The sequence below is a fragment of the Streptomyces sp. NPDC102437 genome (assembly GCF_044765565.1).
GTDB lineage: Bacteria > Actinomycetota > Actinomycetes > Streptomycetales > Streptomycetaceae > Streptomyces.
In genome coordinates, this window is the sequence record NZ_JBIWKI010000043.1 from 1 (window position 1) to 20,229 (window position 20,229).

The 20,229-nt window shown below is 70.6% G+C and carries 19 protein-coding genes and 1 pseudogene; 7 read left to right on the top strand and 13 right to left on the bottom strand.

Going from position 1 to position 20,229, the window contains the following annotated elements; all coding sequences use genetic code 11:
- Window positions 1–579, top strand: a pseudogene (locus ACIRJP_RS34590) (helix-turn-helix domain-containing protein); the annotation flags it as partial.
- Window positions 580–612: 33 nt separating this feature from the next.
- The gene (locus ACIRJP_RS34595; RefSeq protein ID WP_404183076.1) at window positions 613–1,497 is read left to right on the top strand and encodes a hypothetical protein; all 885 of its coding nucleotides are present in this window, start codon (window positions 613–615) and stop codon (window positions 1,495–1,497) included.
- Between the two features lie 83 nt (window positions 1,498–1,580).
- On the opposite strand, the gene ACIRJP_RS34600 is transcribed toward ACIRJP_RS34595, so the two are convergent.
- Window positions 1,581–2,738 carry an acyl-CoA dehydrogenase gene (locus ACIRJP_RS34600; RefSeq protein ID WP_266733788.1) on the bottom strand — a complete coding sequence of 386 codons (1,158 nt, stop codon included), beginning with the start codon at window positions 2,736–2,738 and terminating at the stop codon, window positions 1,581–1,583.
- Window positions 2,739–2,948: 210 nt separating this feature from the next.
- Here ACIRJP_RS34600 and ACIRJP_RS34605 point away from each other — a divergent pair, with 210 nt between their 5' ends.
- Window positions 2,949–4,292 (top strand): UDP-glucose dehydrogenase family protein, encoded by a 1,344-nt coding sequence (locus tag ACIRJP_RS34605; protein WP_404183079.1) that lies wholly within the window; start codon window positions 2,949–2,951, stop codon window positions 4,290–4,292.
- A gap of 15 nt (window positions 4,293–4,307) precedes the next feature.
- On the opposite strand, the gene ACIRJP_RS34610 is transcribed toward ACIRJP_RS34605, so the two are convergent.
- Window positions 4,308–4,817 carry a CGNR zinc finger domain-containing protein gene (locus ACIRJP_RS34610; RefSeq protein ID WP_404183082.1) on the bottom strand — a complete coding sequence of 170 codons (510 nt, stop codon included), beginning with the start codon at window positions 4,815–4,817 and terminating at the stop codon, window positions 4,308–4,310.
- 130 nt (window positions 4,818–4,947) lie between these two features.
- Here ACIRJP_RS34610 and ACIRJP_RS34615 point away from each other — a divergent pair, with 130 nt between their 5' ends.
- Window positions 4,948–5,310: a VOC family protein gene (locus ACIRJP_RS34615; protein ID WP_266732418.1), complete on the top strand. Its 363-nt coding sequence runs from the start codon at window positions 4,948–4,950 to the stop codon at window positions 5,308–5,310.
- Window positions 5,311–5,376: 66 nt separating this feature from the next.
- On the opposite strand, the gene ACIRJP_RS34620 is transcribed toward ACIRJP_RS34615, so the two are convergent.
- The 3 genes from ACIRJP_RS34620 to ACIRJP_RS34630 are packed head-to-tail and all read right to left on the bottom strand — an operon-like array spanning window position 5,377 to window position 8,293.
- Window positions 5,377–6,597, bottom strand: coding sequence for a dipeptidase (locus ACIRJP_RS34620; protein ID WP_404183085.1), 1,221 nt, complete (start codon window positions 6,595–6,597; stop codon window positions 5,377–5,379).
- Between the two features lie 8 nt (window positions 6,598–6,605).
- Window positions 6,606–7,145 (bottom strand): 5-(carboxyamino)imidazole ribonucleotide mutase, encoded by a 540-nt coding sequence (gene purE / locus ACIRJP_RS34625; protein ID WP_404183088.1) that lies wholly within the window; start codon window positions 7,143–7,145, stop codon window positions 6,606–6,608.
- Complete coding sequence (locus tag ACIRJP_RS34630; RefSeq protein ID WP_404183091.1) at window positions 7,142–8,293, bottom strand: 5-(carboxyamino)imidazole ribonucleotide synthase; 1,152 nt, start codon at window positions 8,291–8,293, stop codon at window positions 7,142–7,144. The genes purE and ACIRJP_RS34630 overlap by 4 nt, the downstream gene beginning before the upstream one ends.
- Before the next feature lie 173 nt (window positions 8,294–8,466).
- On the opposite strand from ACIRJP_RS34630, the gene ACIRJP_RS34635 reads away from it, so the two are divergent.
- The gene (locus ACIRJP_RS34635) at window positions 8,467–9,057 is read left to right on the top strand and encodes a GtrA family protein (RefSeq protein ID WP_404183094.1); all 591 of its coding nucleotides are present in this window, start codon (window positions 8,467–8,469) and stop codon (window positions 9,055–9,057) included.
- A 34-nt stretch (window positions 9,058–9,091) separates the two neighbouring features.
- Here ACIRJP_RS34635 and ACIRJP_RS34640 read toward each other — a convergent pair whose 3' ends face one another.
- Together ACIRJP_RS34640 and ACIRJP_RS34645 are read right to left on the bottom strand one after the other, a co-directional pair.
- The gene (locus ACIRJP_RS34640; protein WP_404183097.1) at window positions 9,092–10,357 is read right to left on the bottom strand and encodes an ATP-binding protein; all 1,266 of its coding nucleotides are present in this window, start codon (window positions 10,355–10,357) and stop codon (window positions 9,092–9,094) included.
- A 51-nt stretch (window positions 10,358–10,408) separates the two neighbouring features.
- Entirely contained in the window at window positions 10,409–11,086 is a 678-nt protein-coding gene (locus ACIRJP_RS34645) for a response regulator transcription factor (protein ID WP_018104033.1), read from the bottom strand.
- A gap of 491 nt (window positions 11,087–11,577) precedes the next feature.
- On the opposite strand from ACIRJP_RS34645, the gene ACIRJP_RS34650 reads away from it, so the two are divergent.
- Complete coding sequence (locus ACIRJP_RS34650; RefSeq protein WP_404183101.1) at window positions 11,578–13,068, top strand: peptide MFS transporter; 1,491 nt, start codon at window positions 11,578–11,580, stop codon at window positions 13,066–13,068.
- Between the two features lie 137 nt (window positions 13,069–13,205).
- Here the strand turns inward: ACIRJP_RS34650 and ACIRJP_RS34655 are convergent, their stop codons facing one another.
- From ACIRJP_RS34655 to ACIRJP_RS34680, 6 genes are all read right to left on the bottom strand, one after another.
- Window positions 13,206–14,555 (bottom strand): hypothetical protein, encoded by a 1,350-nt coding sequence (locus ACIRJP_RS34655; protein WP_404183168.1) that lies wholly within the window; start codon window positions 14,553–14,555, stop codon window positions 13,206–13,208.
- A gap of 38 nt (window positions 14,556–14,593) precedes the next feature.
- A complete protein-coding gene (locus ACIRJP_RS34660) occupies window positions 14,594–15,769 on the bottom strand; it encodes a hypothetical protein (protein WP_404183104.1) in 1,176 nt (391 codons plus the stop codon).
- On the bottom strand, window positions 15,766–16,776 hold the full coding sequence (locus ACIRJP_RS34665; protein ID WP_404183106.1) for a hypothetical protein: 1,011 nt from the start codon (window positions 16,774–16,776) through the stop codon (window positions 15,766–15,768). Before ACIRJP_RS34665 ends, ACIRJP_RS34660 begins: the two co-directional genes overlap by 4 nt.
- Before the next feature lie 90 nt (window positions 16,777–16,866).
- On the bottom strand, window positions 16,867–17,532 hold the full coding sequence (locus ACIRJP_RS34670; RefSeq protein WP_404183109.1) for a peptidase: 666 nt from the start codon (window positions 17,530–17,532) through the stop codon (window positions 16,867–16,869).
- Between the two features lie 189 nt (window positions 17,533–17,721).
- A complete protein-coding gene (locus tag ACIRJP_RS34675) occupies window positions 17,722–18,243 on the bottom strand; it encodes an ATP-binding protein (protein WP_404183112.1) in 522 nt (173 codons plus the stop codon).
- 221 nt (window positions 18,244–18,464) lie between these two features.
- On the bottom strand, window positions 18,465–18,833 hold the full coding sequence (locus ACIRJP_RS34680; protein WP_266732405.1) for an STAS domain-containing protein: 369 nt from the start codon (window positions 18,831–18,833) through the stop codon (window positions 18,465–18,467).
- 283 nt (window positions 18,834–19,116) lie between these two features.
- Here ACIRJP_RS34680 and ACIRJP_RS34685 point away from each other — a divergent pair, with 283 nt between their 5' ends.
- Entirely contained in the window at window positions 19,117–20,139 is a 1,023-nt protein-coding gene (locus ACIRJP_RS34685) for an RNA polymerase sigma factor SigF (protein WP_404183171.1), read from the top strand.
- The last annotated feature ends 90 nt before the right edge of the window (window positions 20,140–20,229 follow it).

Here is a 20,229-nt window from a genome sequence, read left to right on the forward strand (position 1 = left end):
CGGCCCCGGACGGCCCCCAGCCGGCCGACCTCGTTACCCACGCCGCCGCCACCGCCGCCACCGCGCGCGCCCGCTCCCGAACCGCGCCCCGCTCCGTCCCCCGCACCCACACCGCAGGCCCAGCCCGTCCCCGTACCGGCCCCCACCTCACGCACCACACCACCCCCGCCGCTCCCCCAACCGCAGGAGCTCACACCGGAGCTCCATCGCGTGGCCACCACCCTCCTCACCGACCTGCGCCGCCACGCGCCCCAACTCGTCCTCTCCGAGCACGACATCCACACCCTCGCACCCGGCGTCGCCACCTGGCTCGAACGCGACGCCCACCCCGACACCATCCGCCACACCCTCACCACCGACCTCCCCGTCCCCCTGAAACACCCGGCGAAGCTCCTCCGCCACCGGATCACGACGCTCACACCACCACCGCTGCCAGGAGCCCAGGACATCGCCGCACGCGCACGCCCCGGCGTCATCGTCATCCCGCTCCAGAACTGCGACAGCTGCGACCGCGCCTTCCGCTCCCGCCACCCCGGCCACTGCCGCGACTGCCGGACAGACCTCCACACAGCCGCCTGACCGGAACATCACCCACAACCCGAACGGATCTGCATGGTCAGCTCGCCCCACGAGGCAATGCACCGCATCTTCCAGGAGTACCCCGGCCTCTTCTCCCGCGTCTCCGAAGTGCTCGGAATCGACATCCCACCACCCACCTCGGCCACCGCTCTGCCCACCGACCTCACCGAAGCCCGCCCCGTCGAACGCCGGGTGGACACCCTCCTGCGCATCGAAACAAAGCACGACGGGCCCTTCCTCCTCGCCATCGAAGCCCAGGGCAAGAAGGACCCGCGCAAGACCGCCAGCTGGCCGTACTACGTCAGCTATCTCCACAACAGATATGCCCTGCCCGTCCTCTTACTGGTCGTCTGCCAGGACCACACCACCGCCGAATGGGCCGCACGCCCCATCTCCATCGGCGTCCGTCAATGGCAGACCCTCGCCCTGAACCCCCTCGTCGCGGGCCCGCACAACATGCCCGTCATCACCGACGTGGCCGAAGCCCGCAAAGACCTCGCGCTCGCCACCCTGGCCGCCATCACACACGCCGACAATCCGGACGTCGGTGCCATACTGAAAACCCTGTCCGCCGCACTGCGGGACACACCGGAAGCAATCGCCGACCCCATCGTCGAACTCACCGCACAGGGCCTGGGCAACCGCCCGGCCGCACAACAGTGGAGGAACCTGGTGGCCGTGGACCTCTCTTTCTACAAGTCCCCCCTCTCGGAAGAAATCCGGGACGAAGGCCGGGCACAAGGCCGGGCCGAGGCCCGAGCCGAAGGGATCCTGCTCGTCCTCAAGGTGCGCGGAATCCCCACCACCGACGAGTTCCGCGAGAAGATCACCAGCTGCAACGACCCCCAGCTCCTGCGTCAGTGGCTCTACCGCGCCGCCACCGTCGCCACCGCCGAGGGAGTCTTCGCCGGGGAGTGATCCAGCCTCGCCCTCCCCGCCGCGTACACACGTCCGGCCCCCCGATGCGCACATCGGGGGGCCGGACGCCGGAGAAGCAACCGCTACGGCAGGTTCCTCGCCATGACGATCCGCTGGACCTGATTCGTGCCCTCGTAGATCTGCGTGATCTTCGCGTCGCGCATCATCCGCTCCACCGGGTAGTCCCGCGTGTAGCCGTAGCCGCCGAGCAGCTGGACCGCGTCCGTGGTGATCTCCATCGCCACGTCGGAGGCGAAGCACTTGGCCGCGGCGCCGAAGAAGGTGAGGTCGCCGTCGAGGCGCTCGGACTTGGCGGCGGCGGAGTAGGTGAGCTGGCGGGCCGCCTCCAGCTTCATGGCCATGTCGGCGAGCATGAACTGGATGCCCTGGAAGTCGGCGATCGGCTTGCCGAACTGCTTGCGCTCCTGGACGTAGCCCTTGGCGTAGTCGAGGGCGCCCTGGGCGATGCCGAGGGCCTGGGCCGCGATGGTGATGCGGGTGTGGTCCAGGGTCTTCATCGCGGTGGCGAAGCCGGTGCCCTCCTCACCGATCATGCGGTCGGCGGGGATGCGGACGTTGTCGAAGTAGACCTCGCGGGTCGGGGAGCCCTTGATGCCGAGCTTCTTCTCCGGGGCGCCGAAGGAGACGCCCTCGTCCGACTTCTCGACGACGAAGGCCGAGATGCCCTTGGAGCGCTTGGTCGGGTCGGTGACGGCCATGACCGTGTAGTACTCGGAGACGCCCGCGTTGGTGATCCAGCGCTTCACGCCGTTGAGCACCCAGAAGTCGCCGTCACGGACCGCGCGGGTCTTCATGCCCGCCGCGTCCGAACCCGCGTCGGGCTCGGAGAGGCAGTACGAGAACATGCCGTCGCCCTTGGCGAGGGGGCCCAGGTACTTCTTCTTCAGGTCCTCGGAGCCGGAGAGGATCACCGGGAGGGAGCCGAGCTTGTTCACGGCCGGGATGAGGGAGGAGGAGGCGCAGACGCGGGCCACCTCCTCGATCACAATGACCGTGGCGAGGGCGTCGGCGCCCGCGCCGCCGTACTGCTCGGGTACGTGCACCGCGTGCAGGTCGGCCGCGGTCAGGGCGTCCAGCGCCTCCTGCGGAAAGCGCGCCTCCTCGTCGACCGCCGCCGCGTGCGGGGCGATCTTCGCCTCGGCGAGCGCACGCACCGTCTCCCGGAGCATCTCGTGCTCCTCGGCCGGACGGTACAGGTCGAAATCGGTCGAACCCGCCAAGACGCTCACTCCCCAAGACGCTAACTACCGTTAAGTAACCCAATTTTATGGCTCTGCTCCCGCAATGGCCTATGCAATGCCCGCGTGAGCTTCACGACAGGGGTGGGCGAAGGGTGGGAAAAGGGGTGCGGGCGGGCGGAAATCCTGGGCTTCGGGAGCACGACTATGCTCGTTCACCGCACGTCTGTCCGCATCTTCCAGGAGCGTTCCATGGCCCTCAGGATCACTGTGATCGGCACCGGCTACCTCGGCGCCACCCACGCCGCGGCCATGGCGGAGCTGGGCTTCGAAGTGCTCGGCCTCGATGTCGTGCCCGAGAAGGTCGAGATGCTGGCCACCGGCAAGGTCCCGATGTACGAACCGGGCCTGGAGGAGCTGCTGCGCAAGCACGTCGAGGGCATCGAGGGGTCAACGGGACGGCTGCGGTTCACCACCTCCCCGGAGGAGGTGGCGGCCTTCGGCGATGTGCACTTCGTCTGTGTGAACACTCCGCAGAAGCACGGCGAGTACGCCTGCGACATGAGTTACGTGGACGCCGCCTTCGAGTCGCTGGCGCCCCACCTGGCCCGCCCCGCGCTGGTCGTCGGGAAGTCGACCGTCCCGGTGGGCTCGGCGACCCGGCTCGCGGCGCGGCTGGCGGAGCTGGCGCCCGCGGGTGCCGACGCGGAGCTGGCCTGGAACCCGGAGTTCCTGCGCGAGGGCTTCGCCGTGAACGACACCCTGCACCCGGACCGGATCGTCGTCGGGGTGGCGAGCGAGCGGGCCGAGAAGCTGCTGCGCGAGGTGTACGCGGTGCCGGTCGCCGAGGGGTCGCCGTTCGTGGTGACGGACTTCCCGACCGCCGAGCTGGTGAAGACCGCGGCCAACTCCTTCCTGGCCACGAAGATCTCGTTCATCAACGCCATGGCGGAGGTCTGCGAGGCCGCCGACGGCGACGTCAAGAAGCTGGCCGAGGCGATCGGGCACGACGAGCGGATCGGCTCGAAGTTCCTGCGGGCCGGGATCGGCTTCGGCGGCGGTTGTCTGCCGAAGGACATTCGGGCCTTCATGGCGCGCGCCGGTGAGCTGGGCGCGGACCAGGCCCTGACCTTCCTCCGCGAGGTCGACTCGATCAACATGCGGCGCCGCGGCCACATGGTGGAGCTGGCCCGGGAGGCCGTGGGCGGCGATTCCTTCCTCGGCAAGCGGGTGGCGGTGCTGGGCGCGACGTTCAAGCCGGACTCGGACGACGTACGGGACTCCCCGGCACTGAACGTGGCCGGGCAGATCCACCTCCAGGGCGGCCAGGTCACCGTCTTCGACCCGAAGGGCATGGACAACGCCCGGCGGCTCTTCCCGACCCTCGGTTACGCGGACACGGCGCGGGACGCGGTGCGTGGCGCCGATGTGGTGCTGCATCTGACGGAGTGGCGGGAATTCCGCGAGCTGGACCCGGCCGCGCTCGGCAAGGTCGCGTCCCGCCGGATCATCCTGGACGGCCGCAACGCTCTCGACAGCGAGCTGTGGCGCGAGGCCGGCTGGATCTACCGGGCGATGGGGCGTCCGACGGCCTGAGCCGGAGAACAGACCTCAGCCGCGCTTCGCGCGGTAGGTGCGCATCTTGGCGCGGGCGCCGCACACCGACATCGAGCACCAGCGGCGGCGCCCCGCCGGGCTGCGGTCGTAGTACGCCCAGCGGCAGTCCTCCGCCTCGCACGCCTTGAGCCGGGCCCAGGTGCCCTCGGCCGCCGCGGTGGCGATGGCCGCGGCGACGCGGGCGGTCAGCCCTGCCGGTTCGGTGGCGGGGCGCAGTGCGGCGGTGCCCGCCGCGTCCACGGTGACGCGCAGGGGCGCTTCGGCGAGGAGCCGGTCGAGCGGGGACGCCGCGTCGTCCGGCGGGCGGTGGTCGGCGTGGGCGAGGCAGGCGGTACGGAGCGCCTCGCGCAGGTCCCGGGCTTCGGGGACGTCCCGTTCGGTGAGGCCGAAGGCGGCGCGTCCGTCCGCCGTGTCGAGAGTGTCCGCGCCCGTCTCGACGTCCAGTGTGTTGACCAGGGCCTCGATCAGTGCGAGTTCCCCGGGCGCGGGTTCCTTCTCGGTCATGACTGCGCCCTCACGATTGCGACCTCATGCTTGCGACGTTACCTCCTTTGCGGCAGCATGCAGTAACGGTTACCGGTTGAGCCCGTGAAGCGGTAACCGCTGTATCCGTCTGTCCGGAGGAGGAATTGTCATGGCTGTCGCCACACTGGGTGCCGTCGTCCTGGACTGCCCCGACCCCGCCGCGCTGGCCGGTTTCTACGCCGGGCTGCTCGGCGGGGAGATCGTGCCCGGCGGGGACGACTGGCTGGAGCTGACCGGTACCGGGGGCACGGTTCTCGCGTTCCAGGCCGCGCCCGGCTTCGTACCGCCGCGGTGGCCGAGTGCGGAAGCGTCGCAGCAGGTCCACCTGGATCTGACCGTGCCGGACCTGGACGCGGCGGAGAAGGAGGCGCTCGCGCTGGGCGCCACCGTGCTGGAGGCGGAGGACCGGGAGCGGAGTTTCCGGGTGTACGCGGATCCCGCGGGGCACCCGTTCTGCCTCTGCGCGGGATGACGGACCACCGCGCGGGATGACGGACGGCGCGTGGGGCGCCCCGGAGGGCGCCCCTCGCGCCGTGCCTCAGACGGCCGGGCCGTCCAGCTGCTCGATCGTGGCGTGCGAGGGGCCGCGGCGGGTGCGCAGCTCGCGGGCCACTTCCTCGGCGTCGCGCAGCACCCGTACGGCGTTTCGCCAGGTGAGCTTGGCGAGGTCGGCGGCGGACCAGCCGCGGCCGATCAACTCCGCGATCAGGTTCGGGTAGCCGGCGACGTCCTGGAGGCCCTGGGGGAGGAAGGCGGTTCCGTCGTAGTCGCCGCCGATGCCGATGTGGTCGATGCCGGCGACCTCGCGCATGTGGTCGAGGTGGTCGGCGATGGTCGCCACGGTGGCCATCGGGCGCGGGTTGGCCGCCTCGAAGTCGGCGTGGACCCTCATGGCCTGCGCGGTGGTGTCGAGGTGGTGCATGCCGTGCGCGCGCATGTTCTGGTCCGCGGCCAGGGTCCAGGCGACCGCCTCGGGCAGGACGAACTTCGGCACGAAGGTCGCCATGGCGATGCCGCCGTTGGCCGGGAGCCGGCCGAGGACGTCGTCGGGGATGTTGCGCGGGTGGTCGCAGATCGCCCGCGACGAGGAGTGCGAGAAGATCACCGGCGCCGTGGAGGTGTCGAGCGCGTCGCGCATCGTGGTGGCCGCCACGTGGGAGAGGTCGACCAGCATGCCGGTGCGGTTCATCTCCCGTACGACCTCGTGGCCGAACGGCGAGAGGCCGCCGACGCCGGGCCTGTCGGTCGCCGAGTCCGCCCATGCGATGTTGTCGTTGTGCGTGAGCGTCATGTAGCGGACGCCCAGGGTGTGCAGGGCCCGCAGGGTGCCCAGCGAGTTGTTGATGGAGTGGCCGCCCTCGGCGCCCATGAGGGAGGCGATGCGGCCCTCGAAGCGGGCCGCCTCCATGTCGTCGGCGGTCAGTGCGCGCCGCAGGTCGGCGGGGTGACGGCCGATAAGCTCGGCGACCACGTCGATCTGTTCCAGGGTGGCGCTGACGGCCTCGTCGCCCGCCATGTCCGACCGTACGTAGACGGACCAGAACTGGGCGCCGACGCCGCCCGCGCGCAGCCGCGGGATGTCGGTGTGCAGATGGGCGGACTGGTCGGTGGCGATGTCACGGGCGTCGAGGTCGTAGCCGACCTGTTCGCGCAGCGCCCACGGCAGGTCGTTGTGGCCGTCGACGACGGGGTACTCGGCAAGGAGCTCCCCGGCCCACGCCAGCCACTCCGCCTGCTGTACCTGCTCCCTCTGCTCCACCGTCGCGCCTACTTCCCGAAGCCGAAGGAGTCGGCGCCCTGGACCTTGCTGCGGAGCCGCTTGCCCTTCTCCGTCGCCTGGTCGTTGAGGTCCTGCTGGAACTCCCGCATCCGGGCCAGCAGCTCGCCGTCGTGGGCGGCGAGGATCCTGGCGGCGAGCAGACCGGCGTTGCGCGCGCCGCCGACCGACACGGTCGCGACCGGCACACCGGCGGGCATCTGCACGATGGAGAGCAGGCTGTCCATGCCGTCCAGGTACTTCAGCGGGACCGGTACGCCGATGACCGGCAGCGGGGTCACGGAGGCGAGCATGCCGGGGAGGTGGGCGGCACCGCCCGCGCCCGCGATGATCGCCTTCAGGCCGCGGCCGGCCGCCTGCTCGCCGTACGCGATCATCTCGTGCGGCATGCGGTGGGCGGAGACGACGTCGACCTCGTAGGGGATCTCGAACTCGTCGAGGGCCTTGGCCGCTGCTTCCATGACGGGCCAGTCGGAGTCCGAGCCCATGACGATGCCGACGACGGGCGCGGTGGTGGCGGGGGAGGTCATTCGGTGATCGTTCCTCGCAGGTAGTCGGCCGCGTGCCGGGCGCGCTCGCGCACGTCCGCCAGATCGTCGCCGTAGGTGTTGACGTGTCCGACCTTGCGGCCGGGCTTCACGTCCTTGCCGTACATGTGGATCTTGAGCTGCGGGTCGCGGGCCATGCAGTGCAGGTATGCCTGGTACATGTCCGGGAAGTCGCCGCCGAGGACGTTGGACATGACCGTCCAGGTGGCGCGTGGGCGCGGGTCGCCGAGCGGCAGGTCGAGCACGGCCCGGACGTGGTTGGCGAACTGCGAGGTGATCGCGCCGTCCTGCGTCCAGTGGCCGGAGTTGTGCGGGCGCATCGCCAGTTCGTTGACCAGGATGCCGGGCTTCCCGTCGGGTCCGCTCGTCTCGAAGAGCTCTACGGCGAGGTGGCCGACGACACCGAGCTCGGAGGCGATCCTGAGCGCGAGCTGCTGGGCCTCGCCGGCGAGATGCTCGTCCAGCTCGGGGGCCGGGGCGATCACCGTGTCGCACACCCCGTCGACCTGGACCGACTCGACGACCGGGTAGGCGACGGCCTGGCCGTGCGGCGAGCGGACGACGTTGGCCGCCAGCTCCCGTACGAAGTCGACCTTCTCCTCGGCCAGGACCGCGACACCGGCCCGGAACGGGTCGGCCGCGTCCGCCTCGGAGCGGACCACCCAGACACCCTTGCCGTCGTACCCGCCGCGGACCGTCTTGAGGATGACGGGGAAGCCGCCGACCTCGTCCGCGAAGGCCGCGGCGTCGGCCGGGTCCCTCACGATGCGGTGGCGGGGGCAGGGCGCGCCGATCTCGGTGAGCTTCGCGCGCATCACCCCCTTGTCCTGGGCGTGCACCAGAGCGTCGGGGCCGGGGCGCACGGGGATGCCGTCCGCCTCCAGGGCCCGCAGGTGCTCGGTCGGCACGTGCTCGTGATCGAAGGTGATCACGTCACAGCCGCGCGCGAAAGCGCGCAGCGTGTCCAGGTCGCGATAGTCGCCGACGACGACTTCGCTCACCACCTGGGCCGCAGAGTCCTGAGGGGTGTCGCTGAGGAGCTTGAACTTGATACCGAGGGGGATGCCCGCCTCGTGGGTCATTCTGGCGAGCTGACCGCCACCGACCATGCCGACTACCGGGAACGTCACTCCTCCAGGGTATCCGTCGCCCCGGGAAGCTCCGGACTACGCCCTCCGGCCGCCCCGCCGGGCGGTCGTGTCACAGCATCGCCACACCACTCACGCTGTCCCCGGGCGGCCCTTGGCGGGGCTGGTTAGCATGGCCGGGTTGACGTAACCGACGGACGGGCTGAGCGATCACCATGAACGAACGGGGCGCACTGCGGGCGCGGCTGGAGCTGCTTGCCCGGGAAGTCGCCAAGTTCGGCGTGGTCGGCGCGGTCGGCCTGGTGGTCAACATCGCGGTGTCCAACCTGCTCTGGCGCTACACCGCCATCCCGACCGTACGGGCCGGGCTGCTGGCCACCCTCGTCGCCATCCTCGGCAACTACCTGGGCTTCCGCTACTGGACGTACCGGGACCGCGACAAGAGCGGACGGACCCGTGAGCTGACGCTGTTCCTGCTGTTCAGCGCGGTGGGCGCGGTCATCGAGACCGGTGTGCTGTACGTGGCGACGTACGGCTTCGGGTGGAACAGCCCGGTCCAGAGCAATGTCTTCAAGATCCTCGGGATCGGCATCGCGACCCTGTTCCGCTTCTGGTCCTACCGGACGTGGGTGTTCAAGGCGCTGCCCGTCGAGAGGCCCGCACCGGCGGTGGAGAACCCCGCGCCGGCCGACGAGGACGCCGCATCGGCCGCCGGGAACCCCGTGGCCGGTGGGGCCGAGGGGTTCCTGAAGCAGGGACGCACGGAGCCGGTGCCGCGGATCGGCGCGGATCCCGTACGGCGATAGCGCGCGCCCCGCGCCGCACGCAGCTCACCGCCGCTCACCGCACCGGGCGTTCCGGCTCCTGCCGCTTCAGGGCCACCCGGCTGAGGAACAGCGCGAAGACCGCGGGCTGCTGCTGGAGCAGTTCCAGGCGGCCGCCGTCCGCCTCCGCGAGGTCCCTGGCCACCGCGAGGCCGATGCCCGTGGAGTTGCGGCCGCTGATCGTCCGCTCGAAGATCCGGGCGCCCAGGTCCGGAGGAACCCCCGGGCCCTCGTCCGTGACCTCGATGACCGCCTGATTGCCGGTGACCCGGGTGCGCAGCGCGACCGTACCGCCACCGTGCATCAGCGAGTTCTCGATCAGCGCGGCCAGCACCTGGGCGACGGCGCCCGGTGTGCCGACGGCCCGCAGGCCCTGCTTGCCGGAGCGGACGATGGCCCGGCCCGCGCTCCGGTAGGCGGGACGCCACTCCTCGATCTGCTGCTTGACGACCTCGTCGAGGTCGAAGACGACGGCGGAGCCGGTACGCGGATCGCGGGCGTTGGTCAGCAGCCGCTCCACCACGTCGGTGAGCCGCTCGACCTGGGTGAGGGCGATGTTCGCCTCCTCCTTCACCGTGTCCGGGTCGTCGGTGGCCGAGATCTCCTCGATCCGCATGGAGAGCGCGGTGAGCGGCGTGCGGAGCTGGTGCGAGGCGTCGGCGGCCAGCCGGCGTTCCGCGGTGAGCATCCGGGCGATCCGTTCGGCGGAGGCGTCCAGGACGTCGGCGACGCGGTCCAGCTCCGGCACCCCGTACCGCTTGTGGCGGGGGCGCGGGTCGCCGGAGCCCAGGCGTTCGGCGGTCTCGGCCAGGTCCGTCAGCGGTGAGGTCAGCTTGTTGGCCTGGCGTACGGCCAGGAGCACGGCGGAGACGATGGCCAGCAGCGCCACCGCGCCGATGATCATCAGGGTGCGGCCGACCTCGCGGGTGACCTCGGAGCTGGACTCCTCGACGGTGACCTTCTCGCCGCGCTCCCCCTCGGCGGTGCTGCTGATCACCCTGCCGGTGGGGCGCTTGCCGACTTCGAGCGGGGCGCGTCCGGGCATCTTGACCAGCGCGTAGCGCTTGCTGTCGATCTGCTGGGACAGCAGTACGGGGGTGATCTGCTCGTCCTCCAGCAGCCGGCTCTCGACGACGCTTATCAGCCGCAGCGCCTCGGAGTCGACGCTCTCCTGGGCGCTGTTGCCGATGGTGCGGGTCTCGACGATGACGAGGGAGACGCCGAAGACGGCGATCACCACGAGCACCACGGCGAGTGTGGAGTTGATCAGTCTGCGGCGCATGATTGCTTCTGCTCGTCGGCTCTTCCCGGAACGGTGGCCCCCCTCGGAACGTCAGCTCTTCTCGAAGCGGAAGCCGACGCCCCGTACGGTCGCGATGTAGCGGGGGTTGGCGGCGTCGTCGCCGAGCTTCTTGCGGAGCCAGGAGATGTGCATGTCGAGGGTCTTCGTCGACGACCACCAGGTGGTGTCCCAGACCTCGCGCATCAGCTGGTCGCGGGTGACGACCCGGCCGGCGTCCCGGACCAGGACCCGCAGCAGGTCGAACTCCTTGGCCGTGAGCTGGAGTTCCTCCTCGCCCATCCAGGCGCGGTGCGACTCGACGTCGATCCGGACGCCGTGCGTCGCGGGCTGCGGCGCGGGCTCGGTGGCGCCGCGGCGCAGGAGGGCCCGGACGCGGGCGAGCAGTTCGGCGAGGCGGAAGGGCTTGGTGACGTAGTCGTCGGCGCCCGCGTCGAGGCCGACGACGGTGTCCACCTCGTCGGCGCGGGCGGTCAGCACCAGGACCGGCACGGTGTGGCCCTCGGCACGGAGCCTGCGGGCCACTTCCAGTCCGTCCATCCCGGGCAGCCCGAGGTCGAGCACGACCAGGTCGATTCCGCCCTGGAGGCCGGCGTCGAGTGCGGTCGGACCGTCTTCGCGGACCTCGACCTCGTAACCCTCCCGACGCAGTGCGCGGGCCAGCGGCTCCGAGATGGATGCATCGTCCTCGGCGAGCAGTACACGGGTCATGGAGTGATGGTAGTCCGCGCGGAGGGGATGCCGTGAGGTGATCCAGAAGCCCTGCGGGTCTGCGAAATAAACGGGCGGGCGCCTTCGAATATGGGAGCCAGGTTCCATCGAATCCTGTGATCCATCTCTCAAGTCCATTCATATCGGGCTCTGTCGTGTCGTATGGTTGCTCGACGCCTGTTGCACTACTCAAGGACCCTTGGGCAGCTTTTAGCGCCAAGGGTCTCTTTTGTTGGCCGGCTGGTACCCGCCAGTCGCGGAATCAGTGAATGACCTGTGGCCGGGCCCGGAACGCGAGGATGCGTGCCGGGCGTGGATCCCGACACGATCGGTCCCCGTCTCCTTCGGCCGGCTCCTTGGTGAGCCGGGCGGGCGGGGCGAACTCCCTCTCGGGCGTGAGGGGTGGGACGTACCCGTGCCGGTGCCGGCCTCCCCCCACCGGGCGCACCACGCTCACAAGGCGTCGCGTCCCGAGCACACAAGGATCGACCATGGCGTCCAGCCTGACGAAGGACCCGGCCAGTACTTCTGGATCCGAGAAGACCTTCTTCGGCCACCCCCGCGGCCTGGCCACTCTCTTCATGACCGAGATGTGGGAGCGCTTCAGCTTCTACGGCATGCGGGCCCTGCTTCCGCTCTACCTGGTCTCCAGTTCCGGGCTGCACCTGAACGCGGCCACGGCCACCGCGATCTACTCCATCTACATGGCGATGGTGTACCTGCTGGCCATGCCGGGCGGCTGGTTCGGCGACCGGGTCTGGGGGCCGCGCAAGACGGTCACCATCTCGGCCGCGATCATCATGCTGGGCCACCTGACGCTCGCGCTGCCGGGCTCTGGCACCTTCTTCGCCGGTCTGGCGCTGGTCGCGCTGGGCTCCGGACTGCTGAAGGCCAACATCTCGACGATGGTCGGCCATCTCTACAACGGTCCGGACGACGCCCGTCGCGACGGCGGCTTCACCGTCTTCTACATGGGCATCAACCTCGGTGCCTTCGCCGCGCCGCTGATCATCGGCACCGTCGGCGAGAAGGTGAACTGGCACCTCGGCTTCGCCATCGCCGCGGCCGGCATGGCGCTGGGTCTGGCCCAGTTCCTCATCGGTACCCGCCACCTCAGCGCGCGCAGCAGCGTCGTCCCGAAGCCGCTGTCGGCCGAGGAGCGCCGTACGACCCTGCGCAAGGGTCTGCTGTGGCTGACAGCGGCCGTCGTCTTCTACGGCGTCCTCGTCGCCACCGACGTCTACACGCTGAACTGGGCGCTCGTCCCGATCACCATCGCCGGTCTGATCATCCCGATCGCGGTGCTGGTGCGGATCAAGCGGGACCGGGACCTCTCGAAGACCGAGCAGTCGAAGATGTCCGGCTACATCTGGTTCTTCGTCGCCGCGGCCGTGTTCTGGATGATCTACGACCAGGGCGGCTCGACGCTGTCGCTCTTCGGTGAGTCCTCCACCACCAACAGCGTGTTCGGCCTGCACTTCCCGACCTCCTGGTACCAGTCGGTCAACCCGGTCTTCATCATGGCGCTGGCCCCGGTCGTCGCCTGGATATGGCTGGCGCTGAACCGGCGCGGCAAGGAACCGAGCACGGTCGTCAAGTTCGGCTCGGGCCTCTTCCTGGTCGGCGTCTCCTTCCTCGTCTTCATGCTGCCGCTGACCATGACGACGGACGGCGACAAGGTCAGCCCGATGTGGCTGGTGTCGATCTACTTCCTGCAGACCGTCGGTGAGCTCTGCCTCTCCCCGGTCGGCCTTTCGGTCACCACGAAGATGGCGCCCGCGAAGTACGGCAGCCAGATGATGGGTGTCTGGTTCCTCGCGGTCACCGCGGGCGACTGCACCACCAGCCTGCTCTCGCTGGCGGGTGTCGACCTGGACAAGACCGGCATGGTGGGCCTGGAGGCGGCGCTCGCGATCGTCGCCGGGTTCGCGATCTGGATGTACCGCAAGAAGATCAGCGAGCTCATGGGCGACGTGCGCTGACGCGCTGATCGACTTCTGCCCGCACACAAGGGCCTCCGCACCGGTCGACGGTGCGGAGGCCCTTGTGCTGTTGTCGCGGCCGTTGTGCCGTTGTTGCGGCTGTCGCGGCCCCTTGTGGCGTTGTTACGGGAGCCGGCTCACCTGGTGCCTCGCAGCCTGCGCCACGGGGTGAAGGTGAACACGGCGCCGCCCAGCAGGATCGCCGTGCCGGCGACCAGGCCGAGGGCGCGCAGGGTGCCGTTGTCCTCTGCCCCGGTGGCGGCCAGTCCGCCGGAGGCGGTGCCGCCGGCCGTGGAGCCGGCGGAGCCCGAGGTGGCGGAGCCGGAGGCGCCGCCCTCCTGGGCGGCGGTGTCGAGCTCCAGCGACACGGCCGCCGAGCCCTTCACCTTGCACGGAATGCTGAGCTTCTGGCCGCCCAGGGTGACGTCGATCGTCAGGGTGCCGGGGCTGAGCGTGGACTTGCCGGACGCGCCGGGCTTGTACGTGCCGGTCATGTCGGCCAGGTCGACCGGCTTGCCCAGCTTCAGCGGTTCGGCGTTGGCGGGTCCGGTGACCTTCACCGAGCCCTTGTCCGCGCCGCCCAGGGCGACGTCCATGGACGGCTTGAGCGCGCCGGCGGGCAGGTCGGCCGGGCTGTCCATCACCCCCTTGGCCGTCTTGACCGTGAGGGCGTAGCTCCCGCCGCTCTTCTTGGCGTTGATCGTCACCTTGGAGCTGATGTCAGCCGGCCCCGGGGACTCGCAGCCGAAGCGGACCGCGACCTCCTTGCCGGGGAAGTCGGTCTGTCCGCTGCCGCCGCCGGAGCCCGAGGTGGAGCCGCCGGAGTCGCTGCCGCCCGCGGTCGTGCCTCCCGAGGTGGTACCTCCCGCGGTGGTGCCGCCCGCGGTCGTGGAGCCGGAGGTGGTGCCGCCCGCGGTGGTGGAACCGCTCGTCGAGCCACTCGTGGAGCCACTCGTCGTACCGCCCGTGGTGGTGGATCCGCCGCCTTCCGTGACCTTGATGGTCGCGCCCGGCTGCACGGCCTCCTTCGGGGTGCACTTGGTGTCCGTGGAGATCGGCTTGGACACGTTGATGTTGTACGCGTCCGGCGTCAGCGTGATCTCACCGGCCTTCTCCAGCTTCAGCGTGCCCTTCATGTCGGGCAGCACCATGGGGCTGTTCTTGGGGATCGGCGGGTTCTGCCGGGGCCCTTCCATCTGCACGGTGCCGGTGGCGGCGCCGCCCACCTTGAGGGTGCCGGTCGGCTTGACCGTGTCCTTGCCCAGATCGAGCATGTCGGGGTTCCTGGAGGCGGCCTCGACCGTCTTCCACACCACCTCGACGGTGTCCCCGACCTTGGCCTCGGCGGGCGCGGTCAGCTGCACCTTGGTGGTGCCCTGCACGGGGGGCAGCCCCGAAATGGGCGGCGGAATGCACTCCGTCGCGTACGAGACGTCGGCGGCCTGTGCCGGACTCGCGGCCAGCAGCATGCCCGCGCCGCCGAGCATCATCGCGACTCCCGCCGCGACCGTCCTGCGTTGCGTACTCACGAATGTCCCTTCGTCGTCGGTCTGTTCTCTGACGGTGCGGAATCGGGTGTGAACCAGGGCAGCGCGGCCGTGGTGGCGGCCGGGCCGTCGGGGGGCACGGCCGCGGGGTCCTCGGCGGCCCCCGGTCCACGGCGCGGCTTCGCAGTCTTCGAGGTCTTCGGGGCCTTCGTCGATTTGCCGGTCCCCCGCCGGGGGTGGTGGCGCCAGGCGCGGCCCTGGGCGCGTGAGGAGCGGGGCCGTACCTTGTCGACCACCGCCATGCCGATCCGGAACACGGCGGCCGGCACGACGAGGCACAGCAGGATCCAGAAGAGCGTGACCCCCCAGGGGCGGCCGACCCCCCACGGCTGTTCGGCCAGCACCTTGCCGCCGTACCTGAGCGAGACCTGGTAGTCGCCGTGGGCGCCCGCCGTCAGTTCGACCGGGAGCTTGATCTGCGCCTTGCGGCCGGAGCCGATGGTGCCGCGCCACTGCTGCTCCTCCCACTGCGGGGCGAAGACGCCGTGCGCGGTGCCGACCTCGAAGACCGGGTCCTTGACGGGGGCGGAGCCGAGGTTGCCCACGGTGAGGACCAGTTGCCGGGCGGGCGGGGCGCCGAACCAGGTGAGGATTCCGCTCTCGCCCTCCAGCCGGGTGGTGGCGAGGACCGCGAGCCTGCCGCCCGCGGTCTCCTTCGGCAGCGCGGCGAGCGGGTGGCCTGCGACGACGAACACGGCATCGACGGTGGTCTGTTCCCCGGTGACGGCGGCGACGTGCACCACGCAGGGGCAGGGTACGGGCGGTTCGGCGACCGGCATCTTCTTGCGGAAGGCGCCCTTGGTGTCGGTGGTGACGGCCCGGCCCTCGGCGTTGGCGCAGGAGTTGGTGCCGCCGATCACGCCCCGGTCCTGCGTCGACTGTCCGCAGATCAGCATCATCAGCAGCGTGTTCGGGCGCCAGCCGGTGCCCTTCACGGTGATCTCACCGCCCTTGCCCGCCTGCTGCTCGGAGAGGGTGACCGCGGGCTTCGCGTCCGCGGCCCTCGTGCCCGCCGCGCCGGCCCCCGGTGCGGAGAGCATCAGCAGGGCAGGCAGCAGGGCCACGAGCAACGCCACGAACGACCCGGCGAACGGGCTCCCGGCCCCTCGGTGACCGCCGCTGCGGGGTGCTGCCGGTCCGGCCTGTCCAGTCACGATTCCGCTCCCGCCTTCGCCAAGTCCCTGCTCCCTGAGTCCTGTTGGCCGCCCGGTGACCCCCCGGGCCGTTCTTCGACACCGATATCGGTGTCGGTGTCGGCTCGCTGCTGCCCGCGGCGCGATCGCCTGCGCCGGTACGCGTACGCCCCCGCGCCCGCGACGGCCAGGACCAGCAGCGCGCCGGCGGTCAGCGGCGCCCACGGGACGAAGACCGCGCGGGCCGTCGCCTCGCCGTGCGCGCCGCCCGCCGCCGTGACGCGCAGCCGTACGGTCGCCGAGTCGAGCGCGGGGACGTCCCCCCACGGCTCGGTGAGCCTGAGACGCTGTCCGGGCCGCACCTCCACCGGCAGCGTGCGGGCCCCGCGCCGCAGCAGCGTCCCGAACACCCCGTCCGCCCGGACGGCAAGCCGGGGGGCGAGGACCGCGTTGCCCCGGTTGACCAGCGTGTAGCGGATGGCCCGCCCGGACACGGTGACGTCCTCCACGGTGAGCGCGGCCAGCGTCGGCCCTCCCACCCGCAGCCGGACCGGTACGCCCACCGTGCGGTCGCCGCCGCGTACGACGATCGCGGCGGGGCGGTCGCCGGGCGTCGCACCCGTCGGCACCGTGACGGTGAACGGCACATCGGCACGGGTGCGGGCCGGGACGGTCACCTCGGTGGCGGCGGTCCGCAGCCAGCGCCCGGTCCCGGTGGCGCTCCCGCCACCGGGGCCGCCGCCCTTCTCGTCGTACGTGTCGGCACCGCTCAGCCGCACGGTGACCGGGGACCGCCCGGAGTTGGTGACGGAGATCCGGTCCTGGAGAACGGTGCCGGGCGGGCCCTCCAGGTAGACGTACGGCCTGCCGCCCGTACCGGAACCGCTCACCGCGGGCTGCGCCGTCCACGAGGCGGCGCCCGTGTGCGGCGGCGTCCGCGGCGCGGCACCGGCCACCGGCGTCATGGCGAGGGCGCACAGCAGTACGGCAAGGGCGAGTCGGGCGGCGTGACCGGTCGGCGACGGCATGGGCGGCTCCCTGGTGCGTGACGGCGGCGGCTGGATCCCGGGCCCGGGCCGCTCCGGTTCCGGCCCGGTCCGGTCCGGCAGGAACGGCCCCTAACGGCCCGCGACCCCCTGCCCGCGCCTGGTCAGCCAGAGCACCCCGGCCGCACCGGTCAGCAGCACCGTGCCGCCCAGCGTGCCGAGCGCCACGGCCGAGTCCAGCGGACCGGTCTTCGGCAGCTGCCCGTCGTCCGGGGCGCTCTGCGCGTTGCCCGCGGCCGTCACGTCGAGCTGGAGCGACGGTCCCGGCTTGTTGGCGGGGGTACAGGTCGTGGTCGTACCGACCGCCTTGATGGTGAGCACTCCGGCGGTGAAGTCGACCTTGCCGCTCTTCTTGGGGGTGTACGTACCCGACAGGTCACTGATCTTGATCGGGGTGTTGGCGGGTATGGCGGCGGAGTTGGGCGCGCCGGAGACCTGTACCTGGCCGGAGTCGGCGCCGCCCACCTCGATGACCGCGCTGGGGTTCATCGCACCCTTGCCCAGCTCGATGGGGCTGGAGGAGACGCCCTTCTTGAAGGACATCGTGAGCCGGTAGCCACCCCCGCTCTTGACGCTCTTGATGTCGATGGGTGACACGGCGCGCTTGTCACCGATCGGGGTCTTGCACTTGTAGTCGACGTCCACGACCGTGGCGTGGGCGGCGGGCGCGGCCATCAGCACCACCGTGCCCGCCAGCGCGGACGCCAGCGCGAGAGCTGTTCGCTTCTGGTAGGACACCTGAGTTCCCCTCATGCCGGAAGTCGCCGCACGCCGGTTCGCACCGACGTATTTTCCTGACGACACATCAGATCGGGCGCTCAAGGTACGCCCGGTGCCTTATGGAGGGAAGACAAAGAGCGCGCCGATCCGGCGCGCTCCTCGGTGCTGCAATCCTCGGGGCCGTCACCCCGGTGGGGTCCGGCCGGCCTACGCGGGGGCGGCCAGCTCCGCCCAGACGGTCTTCCCGGACCGGCCGGGCACCCGCAGGACGCCCCAGTCCAGGCAGAGCCGCTGCACGATGAACATGCCGTGCCCGCCGGGCCGCCCGGCCCGGTGCGGGGTGCGCGGCGCGGGCTGTCCCGCACCCGAGTCGACGACCTCCACCCGCAGCACCTTCGCCGTGCAGGCGATACGCATCTCCTCGGGCCCGTCGGCATGCAGACAGGCGTTGGTGACCAGCTCGGAGACGACCAGCAGGACATCCTCGGCGGCGGCCCGGCCGTCGGCGCTCGACGCGGGGAGCCAGCCCCATTCGTGAAGCGCCTGGCGGGCGAAGTCGCGGGCGGTCGGCACGATGCCGCTGACCCCGCGCAGCGACAGGGTGAGCCACTGCCGCTCGGCCGGCTCGGAGGAGGCCGCGCCGACGCCCGTGTCCGGGTGCGGCTGAACGCCGACGCCCTCCGGCTCGGGGCCGAGGTCGCCCGGCGGATGCTGCCGGGTGGTGCTCATCAGCGCTTCACCTCACCGATTCACCATGTCGCCATCGAACAATTGCATCGAACAGCTACAAGATCGAACAGTTGCAAGTACGGATTCAGATTCTGGTGGTCGCCCATGGCTCCGCCGGATGACTCCTGCCCGGCCGAATCGTGACAACACCCACTTCGTCTACGCGGATCGCGTGACACGGGCAACACAAGGGGCGCCCGGGGCCGCGAAACGCGCCGCGGTCACGTGTCCAGGGCCGCTTCGAGGGAGTCGTGGACGGTGAAGACCGCCTCGGCCCCGGTGATCTCGAAGACCCTCGCCACCACCGGCAGCATTCCGGCCAGATGGACCCCTCCCCCGGCCGCCTCCGCCTTCAGGCGGGCACCGAGCAGCACATTGAGCCCGGTGGAATCACAGAATTCGAGTCCCGAGCAGTCGACCACCAGGCGCACCCGCCCCTGCTCGACCGCGTGCTCCAGGGGCTCCCGCAGCAGATCCGCCGTGTGGTGATCCAGCTCACCCACCGGCGTCACTACCTCGCTGCGCCCTTCGGTCCGGACCTCGACATGAAGTCGACCCCGGTTCGCGCTGCCGACCGTCCCGCGGTCCATGCCCGTCCCTCTTCGCCGTTCGTCACTGCCTGCGCCTTCGCGTGCGCAGATGCGTATGTGCTGCCTCTGACGTTCTTGGAACAGTACGCGGTCTGTGGGCCACGCGATACCCGAAGACCTCAACAAACCGGACATATAGCGTCAATTGGCGCTTGTAACTGTCCGACCGAAGCGGGTAAGGGTAGGAGGACACCCAAAACACGGCCGGCTTCGGAGGCGCCGCTTCACCGCAGGAACACGTATGGGCATCGGCAGCCATATGCCGAGAACGATGGAGGAGACCATGTCACCCCGGCTCGACGGACCGCGTCCCCACAACGCGACGTCAGCATGTCCTCAGGGACTGACCCACTCAGACTCCCCTGCCGCGAGTGCCGAGGACGGCAGCCGCAGCAGCACCGGTACCGACAGCGGTACCAGCACCACCACAGGCGTCACCACCACAGGCGTCATCAGCGACACCGAGCGCACCGATGGCTCCGGCCACGGCGCGAGTGACGGTCTCGAAGGACTTCCCGAGATCCCGCCCTACGACGAAGTGGGGCCACTGGACGCCAGGGCACTGTCGAAGACGCTCTTCGAGCGGCTCGAATCCCTCGAAGAGGGCACCCACGAGTACTCGTACGTCCGCAACACCCTCGTCGAACTGAACCTGGCCCTGGTCAGGTTCGCCGCCTCCCGGTTCCGCTCCCGCAGCGAGCCGATGGAGGACATCATCCAGGTCGGCACGATCGGCCTGATCAAGGCGATCGACCGCTTCGAGCTCAGCCGGGGCGTGGAGTTCCCCACGTTCGCGATGCCGACCATCGTCGGCGAGATAAAGCGCTTCTTCCGCGACACCAGCTGGTCCGTGCGCGTCCCGCGCCGACTCCAGGAGTTGCGGCTCGACCTGGCCAAGGCGGGCGACGAGCTCGCCCAGCGACTGGACCGATCGCCCACCGTGGGCGAGCTCGCCGACCGCCTCGGCATCACCCGCGACGAGGTCGTCGAGGGCATGGCCGCCAGCAACGCGTACACCGCGAGCTCGCTTGACGCCAAGCCCGAGGAGCACGAGCACGAAGGCGCGCTGGCGGACCGTATCGGCTACGAGGACCACGGGCTGGAAGGCATCGAGTACGTCGAGTCCCTGAAGCCGCTGATCGCCTCGCTGCCACGCCGCGACCGCACGATCCTCTCGCTCCGGTTCGTCGCCAACATGACGCAGTCGGAGATCGGCGAGGAGCTGGGCATCTCCCAGATGCATGTGTCGAGGCTGCTCTCCCGCACCCTGGTCAAGCTGCGCAAGGGGCTGACCCTGGAGGAGTGAGCGGCACGCCGCCTCGTGGAAGGACCGTCGCGCGACCCGCGACAGGGGCCTCGTGGAAGGACCCGCCTCGTCAGGAGGCGGGTCCTTCCA